This is a genomic window from Agitococcus lubricus (assembly GCF_003051055.1).
In the GTDB taxonomy this organism is placed as follows: domain Bacteria; phylum Pseudomonadota; class Gammaproteobacteria; order Pseudomonadales; family Moraxellaceae; genus Agitococcus; species Agitococcus lubricus.
On sequence record NZ_QAON01000010.1, the window covers coordinates 15,021 to 27,497 of the forward strand.

Below are 12,477 nucleotides of genomic sequence, written 5' to 3' on the forward strand. Positions count from 1 at the left end.
GTCGAAGCCATTAACCACCGCCAACATTAAATTGAGAATTTTATGTTAATTATCCCTGCAATTGACCTTAAAGATGGTAAGTGTGTACGTTTGCAACAAGGCCGTATGGAAGATAACACCGTGTTTTCCGATGATCCTGTTGGCATGGCCACACATTGGGTAGAACAAGGCGCACGTCGTTTGCACCTCGTTGATTTAAATGGTGCTTTTGCAGGCACGCCCATTCACAGCGAAGTGGTGAAAGCCATTGCTAAAAAACATCCTGCGCTGCCAATTCAAATTGGTGGGGGTATTCGCTCATTAGAAACGATTGAGACTTATATTAAAGCAGGCGTGACTTGGGTGATTATTGGCACTAAAGCCGTTAAAGAGCCTCAATTTGTGATTGATGCCTGTCGTGAGTTTCATGGCCGTATCATTGTTGGCATTGATGCCAAAGATGGTTGGGTGGCAACGGATGGTTGGGCTGAAGTTTCTCAAGTAAAAGCCGAAGACCTCGCTAAAAACTTTGCTCAAGTGGGTGTTAGCGCCATTGTTTACACCGATATTGCTCGTGACGGCATGATGCAAGGTGTTAATGTACAAGCCACTGCGGCTCTAGCACGCGCCAGTGGTTTACCTGTCATTGCGTCAGGTGGGGTGACTAACTTAGATGATATTCGTCGCTTAAAAACTGTTGCGCATGATGGTGTGATTGGTGCAATTACAGGTCGTGCTATTTATGAAGGTACGATTAACGTTGCTGAAGCCCAACAATTAGCGGATGCTGAATAATTCTACTCCTCCCCCTCATCAGGGGGAAGTCGGGAGGGGGTCAACCTCACCCCAACCCTCTCCTTATTAAGGAGAGGGAGGATACCCCACCCTAGCCCTCCCCTAATTTAAGGGAGGGAACATATTATTGACAGGTTGTTACCATGACTCTCGCCAAACGTATTATTCCTTGTTTAGATGTTGATAAAGGCCGTGTGGTCAAAGGTGTCCAATTTTTAGATATTCGTGATGCTGGTGACCCTGTTGAAGTGGCCAAACGCTATGACCAACAAGGTGCAGACGAAATTACCTTTTTGGATATTACCGCCAGCCATGAAGGCCGTGACACGACCTTAAAAACCGTTGAACGCATGGCTTCCGAAGTGTTTGTGCCGTTAACAGTGGGTGGTGGCATTCGTAAATTGGAAGATATTCGTAATTTACTCAATGCAGGTGCTGATAAGGTCAGTATTAACTCCGCAGCGGTGACTAACCCTGATTTTGTCCGTGAAGCGGCTGAGCGTTTTGGCTCACAATGTATTGTGGTTGCCATTGATGCCAAAAAAGTTGCCGATGGCCGTTGGGAAATTTTTACCCACGGTGGCCGTAAACCGACAGGCATTAATGCCGTTGAATGGGCGGTAAAAATGGCCAACTATGGGGCGGGTGAAATTTTATTAACTAGTATGGATGCTGATGGTACTAAAAATGGTTATGACTTAGGCGTTGTACGTGCAGTGAGTGATGCCGTCAATGTACCAGTCATTGCATCAGGTGGTGTGGGTAATTTGCAGCATTTGGCCGATGGTATTTTGCAAGGTTGTGCTGATGCGGTGTTAGCTGCCAGTATTTTCCACTTTGGCGAATACACCGTGCCTCAAGCAAAAGCTTTTTTGCGTGAGCAAGGGATTGTGATGAGAGAGGTTTAAATTGAAGCTTTTGCAATCAACTAGGTAGAATATTCTCTTTATTTTATAGGGACATAATAATTATGAATTATCAACATCGTCAAGAAGTGATTAACCTTGTTCTTGAAACTCCCGCACAATTTCAATTTCTTGATTCTACATGGCGAGGCGAAAAGTTAGTCGCTCTCGCTGCGGTTAGTATGTATGGTAAAGCCTTAGAATATGCCTCGCTTGATTTACAAGACGATAGAGATGTGGTCTTAGCCGCCGTAAAACAAGATGGCGAAGCATTACGCTTTGCTTCGAATAACTTACAAGATGACCGCGATTTGGTACTTGTTGCCGTAAAGCAAAACGGTGATGCCTTGAGATCTGCATCACTCCGTTTACGTGCTTATGTCCCTGTTGTCGAAGCCGCTCTAAAAAATGATGGCTATGCCCTTAATTGTGTCTGTCCTGAACTACAAGACAATTACGACATCGTGATGATGGCTCTTAAAACTGATGGTGATGCCTTACAATATGCCTCAAAACGCCTTAAAAACAATAGGCAAATTGTGCAGGCTGCGGTGAAAAAAAGTGCTTATGCCTTAGAATATGCTTCCGAACGACTGAGGGCTGATAAAGACATTGTACTATCCAGTGTTAGCCGTGACATTAGTATGATGAAATATATAGCCACGGAATTAAAAAATGATGATGACATTTTAAGAGCTGTTATTCATGCGGCAGGAAAACCACAACATGAGTACGATATTAACCATGCTATGCTTTTAGGTGAAGTATTAAACCTAGCACATGCCTCTCACACACTCCGTTGTGATACAACATTGATGATGGTTGCTATTACAAAGAATTATCATGTTTTACGCCATGTCTCTGATGAGATTAAAAACGATAGAAGCATTTTTTTTGCGGCTGTCGCACATAATACTAATGCACTATTATATGCTTCTGAACGTTTCAAAAATGACCGAGAACTTATCTTAATGGCGGTTCAACAGAAAGGTTGGTCATTAAAATATGCGTCAGAAGCTTTGCGAAACGATAAAGAGATTGTTTTAGTTGCCGTCCAACAGCATGAAGATGCTTTTAAATATGCCTCTCCCACCTTACAAAACGACCCCCAAATTATACAAGCAGCACTACAACACAATACAGGTGTTGAAGCTTTAGCCTCTGTATCTGATGCCCTTAAAAATAATTTCAACTTTATACTCGCTGTTGTTACACAACAAGGTACAGCTTTAAAATACGCCTCAGAAGACCTTAAAGCCAATATTGATATCGTCCTTGCTGCTGTAAGACAAGACGGTTGTGCCTTGCAGTTTGCAACAGCCACACTACAAGCTAATAGAGACATTGTATTAGCCGCCTTATTAAATGAGGGGGGAGCGTTACAATACGCCTCTCGTGACCTGCGTGATGACCGCGACATAGTACTGGTTGCAATAAAAAACGTGCATACAAAGCGAGCTTGGCCTATTTTAACACCATTAGCTAGCGTATCTGAACGCTTAAGTGCTGACCGAGAGTTGGTACTGATAGCAGTCAAACACGATGGGCTCAGCATATTATACGCAGATACAACATTACGTAATGATAGAGAAATCATTTTACATGCGGTTAAACAAAATGGCTATGCCTTAAGAAGTCTCTCAGAAGAGTTACAAGCAGACCGTGAAGTCGTATTAGCCGCAGTCCAGCAATTTGGTAAATCAATCCAATATGCTCATCCTTCTTTTTGTAGTGACAGAGACATGGTTCTTACTGCCGTCAAACAATATGGACGAGCATTGCTTTATGCAACAGACGAACTCAAAGCAGATCGTGAAGTGGTAGTAGCCGCGCTGACAGAAGATGGTTATGCTTTATTATATGCAGCAGAGCCCTTTCAATTTGATCGTCAAATTGTTTTATTAGCCTTAAAAACATGCCCTTATGCCTTACAATGGGCAGACTATAAATTCAGAAAAGACCCCGAAATTAGAAAATTTCTTCGTGAAAATCATGCAGATGTATTGGCAGAGTTAGACTCTCCAATTGTTACTATTAAAGGGTGTTAATGCGTAGTTTTATTCTTAAAAATTAAAGCCCGATTTAATCGGGCTTTCTTCTTTATAGCTTCGCGTTTAAATCATAACCTAAACGTCTAAATAACAAAATTGCTGCTAAGGGAATTAAGGCAATCAAAAACAAACACACTTTAGCAACTAATTGATAATTACCACGCGTCTGATTCACGTTTTCTAAAATATCTCTCACCGTGCCATCGCCAAAAGGACTAACTGTTAACACGACATTATCTAAAAATTGACTTTTTTGGTAATACACATCCAATAATTTGGAGTTGAGCGAATCTGCCAAAATCAAATTATTTTGGCCTAATTTGGTCATACTGATAGGATCAGTATTAGGCGTTTCAACGGTTTGAACACGTTTGCCTTGAGCATCATATTGGCGTAAAACGCCTTTATCTAATACTGTGCCACTTTCTAATATCCACCATGAACCATCAGCCATTTGCTCAAAAAAATAAGGCTGATTATAAAAAGTAGCTGCCAGTGCCTTCCCTATTTTTTGTGCATCTTCTGGCGTAATCACTCCCATAGGTTGAGGCATATCCATCGTTGCTGTTTTTACCACTAATTCAGGTGGAGCGGTAAAATTAGGGATATAGCTATTTTTAAGATATGGCCAACGCATTAAACGAAAACCCCCTGTATCGGCCTGAACAAAACCTTGTTCGGTAAATAATGCTCCATTAGGATGATTTAATCTTGTACCTGTAGATTGAGCCAATATTTTACCTTGGCCATCCAACACAAAAACTTGCCCTTGCCAATTATCTGTTAAAACAATATTGCCATCACCACGACTGGTCAATTTGACATATTGCATTTTATCAACGCGTGGTACAACTTCTATTTTTTGACACTGACTAAACGAGGTACATTTATATAACTGGCCTTTTATATCACGTAACCACATTTCTTCTGGTGTACGAAAAGCTAAATCAGCAACTAAATGTTTAAGCCCTAAACTATTGGTATCTAATTGTTTAATAACACTGCCTTGAGTATTAACCACGACTAATTTATCAGGCACCGCTAACCATAGCTGCTGTTTTTGATCTGTAACTACAGCACCAATTCTTGTATCAATGGCTAATTGAGAAAAATAACTACGCAGATATAAAAAGGTAGCCATTAATCCTAACATGGCAAAAATTAAGGCAAAGGCACGCGTATCTAAAGCTTTTTGTTTCATAAATCGTTCCATGTATGGAGCTTAAATGATTTTTATTAAAGTACTACTTAAGCTCTTGGTTAATGAAACGAAATTATATGGGCAACTAACACTGTTGTACAAAGATTTTATAATAATGATTATAACTTGTTGTTTCTACAATAGAACTAAGAACGACTATTGGTCAAATAAAGGAAGGGCTTTTGGCAAATCAGCAATAGTTATAACATCTAACTGCTTTAAAGCTAAGCTGCTGATAATATCGGCAATATCAGTGTCTTCAGTTAAAATCTTTTTCACTTTCATGGCTAAAGCAATCGCAACTATTTGTAAATCCACTTTCACTTTTTGCTTACTAGTGGCACTTTCTTTTGCTTTTCTTAATTTACATGCTAATTCCCCACAAATTATTGCTGATTTTTGGTCAAATGGCACAATTTGAGAACGTGAATTTTGCATCGTTGAAAAAAATTTAATATAACGTTGACTGTAATCGTAAGCCAAGAACTCTGCAAGAACAGGTGTTGGAATTAATAAACTCGTGTTTTCTTGTTGAAAATAAGCACTTAACTTATCACTTGCTGCTCTATCCGTTAATAATTGAACAAGAACATTATTATCTATCAATATCACGAATGTCGCTCCTGCAACCACTGTTCAACAGGGTTTTCAAACTGTGACCATCCAGTTTGACCATCTCCAATAAAATCTTTTAGCCATTTTCCCATGCTGACATTTTCAAGCACGATAAAATGATGAGCGTCAAAACTATCCAAATGAATCTCATCAAAATTGATATAACGATATTTAGCTTCGCCTGTGACTTCTAATAAACGGTTATTTTTCCACTCTACAGATAATTTTTTAGACAATTCCTCCGAACAATTCATGTGAATGATATTACCATTGTCTGTTATCAAACTAATATGATCCGTCTTATCTTTGCCTACTAATAATCGCGTCAAATGGCCACGTATTGTTTCAGTCTGTTTAAACACAAATCCTTTGGATTCAGCATGAAAAGTATAAATATTCTCATCATTAGCTGCGTGGCTAGTTTTAATATTTACTGTCCAATCTTGATGTTTATTAACTAATAATTGAATACCTTTAAAACCTTTTGATTTTGTACTAATAGCCTGTTGTAAATTTAGATTTTTTTCTGACCAGTATTGTTCGGGAGTTTTTAATTTGATAAGCACTGAACCTGATTCAATAATATCAAACGATAAGTCTTTTTCCCCAAGCATTTTACTAAAATGCTGCATCAATAGACCAAGCTCCAAGGGGCTGATTTGGTTTAGTTCTGTCCCTGATACTTTTAGAGCAAAAATAGCGAATTTAGACATAATTGCTCCTCCTATTTATAAACATCATTTGTACTGTTAAAATTTTAGCATGTCTTTTAAAATATAGACCATGACTTATTAGGCCATTCTCTAAACACAACGCCACAAGCTAACGCGCCTCTCTCCACATCAACCATAACTTAACATCTTTATCAACAACAACCTCTTCGGTTACTTTAAAACCAAAATGCTGATAAATTTCGATATTTTGTTCTTTAGAGTTTTCTAAATAGGCTGGCGTTTGGGTACGATCACAAATATCTAATATTGGCCTTAACAACTTGGAGCAATAACCTCTACCCTGCGCTTCAGGTGCAACCCCCACCGCCATTAAATACCAATGAGGCACATGTGGATGTTTGGCTTGAATTTTATCCACCGCTCGCCAACGAGAATACAACTGACTTAGACCTGTTACGCCTAGCCAATCAGGCAAAAAGGCTAATTGTTGCGCTAAGCCCAATTGCCAACAATTGGGTGGTGACCACAAAGCTGCTCCCAAACGGTCTTCGGTTGTCCAAATTTGCTCATACGGCCATGCAAATCTGTCCCAATAAATTTCAAAAATACGCCGAAATCTCGCCCCTAAATACGCATCTTGTTTGGCCAACCAGTTATACATCGGGTCATCCCAAAAAGCGCGGGTTAAGCTATCCACAAGAATCTCTCGGTCATCGCGCTGAGCCTGTACCACAGCACACATTTTGGGTGCAACGTCTTCATCCTCTCTCATGGTTTCGCCTGCCAAAAAGCAGCACCTTTTAACACGTTTAAGGCGGCATACAACACATAATCATCCTCAGCAAGACGTTTTTCGCTAGGAATTTCATCGGCTTTCGTTTGGTTTTTATCCTCCGCCACAGGCGGGGTGACATCGGTCACTGTTTCAGGCTCAGGTGTTTTAGGCGCATTTTTTGACGTTTTAGACTTAGATTTAGATTTTTTATCTGTTTTAGCAGGTTGTTTACTGTCAGACGTTGGCTCGACTGTTTTTTCTCCGTCCACTTGCGGGTCAGGGCTGTCAACAGGCACAAATGTATTGGTTGCCTCGGCTGCCTTTGCTTCATTAGGATTGGCCAAATGGCCTTTTAAGTCTGCTTCCTTAAAGTCCTCACCTGCTTTAGCAATTTCTAATTTAGCGGGTTCAATCGTCACATCGGGCTTAATGCCTTCAGCCTGAATAGAACGTCCATTCGGCGTATAGTAACGTGCCGTTGTTAATTTAATGGCTTTATCTTCTGCCAAGGGTAAGACTGTCTGTACCGAGCCTTTACCAAAGGTTGGCGTGCCTGCAATAATGGCACGTTTATGGTCTTGTAGTGCGCCAGCCACAATTTCGGATGCTGAAGCAGAAGCCCCATTCACCAAGACCAATAAAGGAATATTTGGCAAAATTTGGCCTTCGGTGGCTTCGTATTTTTCGATACTACCCTCTGTACGGGCTTTAGTGTAAACCACTAAGCCTTTATCCAAAAATAAGTCTGCGACACCAATCGCCCCACCCAATACACCACCTGGATTATTACGCAAATCTAAAATCACGCCTTTGATATTGGCATTTTTTTCTTTGAGCTGTAATAAGGCTTTTGTTAAATCACGGGCGGTATGATTTTGAAATTGGCTGATGCGCAATACCGCATAATCGGGTGCAATCCATCGACTTTTGACACTGGAAAATTCTATCTTGGCACGAATTAAGGTCAAATGACGCAGTGGCTCACCTTTACGTTGAATGGTCAATTTGAGCGGCTGACCAATTGAGCCACGCATAATATCGACCGCTTCACTCATGGTCATGCCTTTCACGACTTTGCCTTCGAGCTTAATAATGTAGTCACCTGCTTTAATCCCTGCTTGTGAAGCAGGCGTATCGTCAATCGGGCTAATGACACGCAAAAAGCCATCTTCCATACCAATTTCTACACCAATGCCGCCAAACTCACCTGTGGTTTGTGTTTTTAGATTTTCATAATCATTTTTGTCTAAATAAGTAGAATGTGGGTCTAAGGCCGACAACATGCCTTTAATGGCGTTTTCAAATAAGGTTTTATCGTCTACAGGGTCTACATAACTTTGTCGAATACGCTCAAACACATCAACAAAGGTACGCAAATCGGTTAATGGCAAACTCTTGACCTCTTCGACTTTGGTCTGTTTTGAATCTGTGGTAGGTGTTGAAGGCAGGTCTTCTGCCCAAACTGTGGGTTGCGCGAGCATCATCGTCCAGAGTGCAAGAGGCCAAATTTTTTTCATACCATATCCAAACCATTATTTACTTAAGTTTTTGTTGCGATGCGCGTTTATATGTTCGCTTAGCATACTCTATCTACACTATCACGCAGTTGGGTCTTTGGGCAGACTACATGTAGTGTTATCTTTGCAATAGGCGCTAAGAGTAACAATCTTCCTGTAGGCCGTCATGCGTGGATAGTCTACTGCATGGTTGCGTTATTGTTATTTTGTCTACTTCTTGAGACACCTGATTGATGTTGCCATCATACTATCTGTTGGTTAAGGAATTTATAATGTCTATTGCGACGCTTGAATCTTATATTCGTTGTGTACCCGATTTTCCCAAACAAGGCATTTTATTTAGGGATATTACCCCACTGTTAAATCAACAATTGCCAGCAACCATTGATGCGTTAGCAAACTTATTAACGGATGAAGAATGGAGTACCATTGATGCGATTGTTGGCATTGAGTCACGCGGTTTTATTTTTGCCTCGGCATTGGCCTACGCTAAAAATAAAGGCTTTTTAGTGGTACGTAAACCCAATAAATTACCCCCTCCAGTTCATCAGGTTAGCTATGACTTAGAATATGGCCAAGATCGTTTGGAAATTTCTAGTCAATTTCAACCACAACGGGTGTTGATTGTTGATGATGTTTTAGCAACAGGTGGCACATTAAATGCTGCTTGCCAACTTTGTAGCTTAGCAGGACATGATATTCAACAAACCATGACCCTCATTAATTTAGCTGATTTAAATCAATTTTTATGGCAAGGCCGCAAGCCACGTACGTTGTTTAGTTATGGAGCTTAAAAGTGTCTAGACCGATTTTATTGGTATTAGCCTTAGAACAAGAAAACCATCAACAACAACTCAATGGTTTTGCTGATGAGGTGTTATATACAGGTGTGGGTAAAGTGAATGCTACCTTAGCACTCACCCACAAATTAGCACAAATGGCTGAGAAACCCTTGGTGATTAATGTTGGCTCAGCAGGCTCGCATTTGTTTGACGCAGGTCATGTGGTTTGTGCCAATCGTTTTGTGCAACATGATATGAATGCTTCTGCCATTGGATTTGCCGTAGGGCAAACGCCTTTTGAAGCTGATATTCATTTAGAACATGGTTTAAGCGTGGCACATCTACCACAAGCCACTTGTTTTACAGGCGACAAATTTGTCACTGAAGCGCATCCGCATTTTGAGTTAGAAGTGATTGATATGGAAGCGTATGCGTTGGCCAAAGTTAGCCGTCATTTTGACACGCCGTTTTTGTGCCTAAAATTTATTACTGATGGTGCAAATGGCCAAGCCGCAACTGATTGGCAACAAGCCGTTAAGCTATCGGCTGAAAGGTTATGTGAGGCGTTAACGGTTACATTGCCAACACTAAGTTATTAAAATTGCCCTTCGACTCCGCTCAGGGCGCATTTTTGCGTTGACTGAGCGGAGTCGGGGTGGTTGAGCGAAGTCGAAACCAAGTCAGCAAAAATTGCTTAACTGGATAGCATTATGCATGACTGCAGCTTTTTTAATTACTCAAAATCAATCAACACTTTACCTGTCATTTCGGCAGGAATTGGTAGCCCCATTAAGGTTAATAACGTGGGGGCAACATCCGACAACACGCCACCTTGTTTAATCGTCGCCTTACGACCCACATAGGCAAATGGTACTAATTCACAGGTATGTGCAGTATGGGCTTGACCTGTTTGGTTATCCATCATTTGCTCAACGTTACCGTGGTCAGCGGTAATAATCATTTCGCCACCGACTTCTTTAATAGCCGCATACAAACGACCTAAACACATATCTAAGGCTTCAACCGCTTTCACTGCCGCATCAAACACGCCTGTATGCCCGACCATATCGCCATTGGCATAATTACAAATTAAGGCATCAAATTCACCCGACTTAATCGCTGCCACCAATTTGTCAGTGACTTCATAGGCACTCATTTCAGGTTGCAAATCATAAGTTGCCACTTTGGGAGATGGCACTAAAATACGTTGCTCACCAGCAAATAAGTCTTCACGGCCACCACTAAAGAAGAAGGTGACGTGGGCATATTTTTCGGTTTCAGCAATACGTAATTGGGTTTTGCCCAAGTTAGCCAAATACTCACCTAAGGTATTGTTTAAATCTTCAGGTTTATAAGCCACAGGTGCTTTGATGCTGGCAGAATATTGGGTCAACATGACAAATTCGGCTAACTGCGGACGGACACGACGTTCAAAACCTGTAAAGTCTGTATCAACAAAGGCTTTGGAAATTTCACGCGCACGGTCAGCACGGAAATTCATAAACACAATCGCATCACCATCATTAATTAAGGCAGCCTGCTCACCTTCGCCAATAATCGCGGTGGCTTTAACAAACTCATCACTCTCACCCGCTTCATAAGCCGCCGTTAATGCTGCCATTGCAGTGGGTGCAGTACGCTCAGCAACACCTTCAGTCATTAAACGATAAGCTTGTTCAACACGCTCCCAACGATTATCACGATCCATGGCATAATAACGACCAATAATCGAGGCAATACGACCTTTGCCTGTCGCACGTAAGGCAGCATCCATTTTTTCTAAGGAAGGCATTGCGCTTTTGGGTGGGGTGTCACGACCATCTAAAAAAGCATGAACATAAACCTGTTGTGCGCCACGCTCAACCGCCAATTTGACCATGGCATGTAAATGATCTTCGTGGGAATGCACACCACCTTCGGATAATAAGCCCCAAATATGCACCGCTTTTTGCTGAGCAACGGCTTTATCTACGGCAGACGTTATGACAGGGTTAGTAAAAAAATCGCCATCACGAATTGACTTGGTGACACGGGTAAAGTCTTGATAAACAATACGTCCTGCACCCAAATTCATGTGGCCGACTTCGGAGTTACCCATTTGACCATCAGGCAAACCGACGTCTTCGCCAGAACCCGAAATTAAACCATTGGCGTTTTCTTGTAAAATTTGTTGCCAGTTAGGCGTATGCGCCGCTTTAATTGCATTGGAATCGGAGGTTTCGCTGTGACCAAAACCATCCAAAATAATTAACACATAAGGCTTACGCATAACACCACTCTCATCAGATAAGACTTACGCATTTCATCGAAATTAGCGCGTTTTGTGAACATAAAGGCATTAAAAATGCCTGCAATGCGAACAAATAAGCGATAACCGCGTAAGTCATAAAAAACCAAAAAACTTGCTCGACGCATTACATCGTAATTAGCGCGTTTTACAAGCATAAAGCCGTTGGAAACGGTGAAATGCGCGTAAATAAGCGATAACCGCGTCAACCCTAAAAAAGAGGCGTATTTTAGCAGTGTTATAGGCTAAGGACTTAGGCAATTATGACAAATTTGGCTGTATTTTCAGCAAAAATCCGACTTTGTTTTGGCTTAAAGCCTTTAACTATCGAGTTTATTCAGTAACGCTAAGCCCTTTTCACATAATTCGATTTGACTCGCCTCAGCCACTAAACCCGACTGTAACACCAAATATTGCAATTGTTCTGCGCGCGACAACTCACGCCCTGCAAAATCACGTTGCTCAATTTCTTGATACAGTGCCAATTTTTGTTTGTGTGTGGCTAAACGATAGTTCAAGTCATTGACTGCGCCAGAGTTTGCCCCCAACACTGCTTCGGCACGCAAACGCACCATTAACGCATCACGTAATGGCGTGGGTTCTTCGGTGTCAGCCACCCAACGTAATAATTCTGTGCGTCCTGTGGGTAACACCTGATACACACGTTTTCTGCCTCTTGCCCCCTCCTCTGCGACTGATACAACCCAACCTAGCGACTCCAATTTGCCTAATTCTTTATAAATTAATTGATGGGAAGCAGGCCAAAAAAAGCCGATTGAGCGTTGAAAACGCCGCGCGAGGTCTAAGCCCGAACAAGGCTTCTCTAGTAAAGAGGTTAATAAGGCATGAGCTAAAGACATTGACTGTACATCTTAAAAACAATGACCAAATTATAG

General features: G+C 41.3%; 12 protein-coding genes. 5 read left to right on the plus strand and 7 right to left on the minus strand.

What is annotated here, in order from left to right; all coding sequences use genetic code 11:
• The first annotated feature begins 42 nt into the window (after positions 1 to 42).
• The 3 genes from hisA (at position 43) to C8N29_RS10545 (ending at position 3,727) form a co-directional block, all read left to right on the plus strand.
• Positions 43 to 774: a 1-(5-phosphoribosyl)-5-[(5-phosphoribosylamino)methylideneamino]imidazole-4-carboxamide isomerase gene (hisA, locus tag C8N29_RS10535; protein WP_107866026.1), complete on the plus strand. Its 732-nt coding sequence runs from the start codon at positions 43 to 45 to the stop codon at positions 772 to 774.
• Positions 775 to 917: 143 nt separating this feature from the next.
• On the plus strand, positions 918 to 1,682 hold the full coding sequence (gene hisF, locus C8N29_RS10540; protein WP_107866027.1) for an imidazole glycerol phosphate synthase subunit HisF: 765 nt from the start codon (positions 918 to 920) through the stop codon (positions 1,680 to 1,682).
• A gap of 62 nt (positions 1,683 to 1,744) precedes the next feature.
• Positions 1,745 to 3,727 (plus strand): DUF4116 domain-containing protein, encoded by a 1,983-nt coding sequence (locus C8N29_RS10545; RefSeq protein ID WP_107866028.1) that lies wholly within the window; start codon positions 1,745 to 1,747, stop codon positions 3,725 to 3,727.
• A gap of 52 nt (positions 3,728 to 3,779) precedes the next feature.
• On the opposite strand, the gene C8N29_RS10550 is transcribed toward C8N29_RS10545, so the two are convergent.
• From C8N29_RS10550 to C8N29_RS10570, 5 genes are all read right to left on the minus strand, one after another.
• Positions 3,780 to 4,931, minus strand: a complete 1,152-nt coding sequence (locus C8N29_RS10550; protein WP_107866029.1) for a hypothetical protein — start codon at positions 4,929 to 4,931, stop codon at positions 3,780 to 3,782.
• Positions 4,932 to 5,087: 156 nt separating this feature from the next.
• Entirely contained in the window at positions 5,088 to 5,543 is a 456-nt protein-coding gene (locus C8N29_RS10555; RefSeq protein WP_170106961.1) for a type II toxin-antitoxin system VapC family toxin, read from the minus strand.
• A complete protein-coding gene (locus C8N29_RS10560) occupies positions 5,540 to 6,259 on the minus strand; it encodes a hypothetical protein (protein ID WP_107866031.1) in 720 nt (239 codons plus the stop codon). The genes C8N29_RS10555 and C8N29_RS10560 overlap by 4 nt, the downstream gene beginning before the upstream one ends.
• Positions 6,260 to 6,368: 109 nt before the next feature.
• Positions 6,369 to 7,007 carry a GNAT family N-acetyltransferase gene (locus tag C8N29_RS10565; protein WP_146164452.1) on the minus strand — a complete coding sequence of 213 codons (639 nt, stop codon included), beginning with the start codon at positions 7,005 to 7,007 and terminating at the stop codon, positions 6,369 to 6,371.
• Entirely contained in the window at positions 6,989 to 8,512 is a 1,524-nt protein-coding gene (locus tag C8N29_RS10570) for a S41 family peptidase (protein WP_107866033.1), read from the minus strand. The genes C8N29_RS10565 and C8N29_RS10570 overlap by 19 nt, the downstream gene beginning before the upstream one ends.
• A gap of 272 nt (positions 8,513 to 8,784) precedes the next feature.
• On the opposite strand from C8N29_RS10570, the gene C8N29_RS10575 reads away from it, so the two are divergent.
• Both C8N29_RS10575 and C8N29_RS10580 read left to right on the plus strand, forming a co-directional pair.
• Positions 8,785 to 9,306, plus strand: a complete 522-nt coding sequence (locus C8N29_RS10575) for an adenine phosphoribosyltransferase (RefSeq protein ID WP_107866034.1) — start codon at positions 8,785 to 8,787, stop codon at positions 9,304 to 9,306.
• Positions 9,307 to 9,308: 2 nt separating this feature from the next.
• On the plus strand, positions 9,309 to 9,893 hold the full coding sequence (locus tag C8N29_RS10580; protein WP_107866035.1) for a 5'-methylthioadenosine/S-adenosylhomocysteine nucleosidase family protein: 585 nt from the start codon (positions 9,309 to 9,311) through the stop codon (positions 9,891 to 9,893).
• A gap of 134 nt (positions 9,894 to 10,027) precedes the next feature.
• On the opposite strand, the gene gpmI is transcribed toward C8N29_RS10580, so the two are convergent.
• Both gpmI and C8N29_RS10590 read right to left on the minus strand, forming a co-directional pair.
• Positions 10,028 to 11,563, minus strand: coding sequence for a 2,3-bisphosphoglycerate-independent phosphoglycerate mutase (gene gpmI / locus C8N29_RS10585; RefSeq protein ID WP_107866036.1), 1,536 nt, complete (start codon positions 11,561 to 11,563; stop codon positions 10,028 to 10,030).
• A 338-nt stretch (positions 11,564 to 11,901) separates the two neighbouring features.
• Complete coding sequence (locus tag C8N29_RS10590) at positions 11,902 to 12,441, minus strand: PadR family transcriptional regulator (protein ID WP_107866037.1); 540 nt, start codon at positions 12,439 to 12,441, stop codon at positions 11,902 to 11,904.
• Positions 12,442 to 12,477 lie beyond the last annotated feature (36 nt).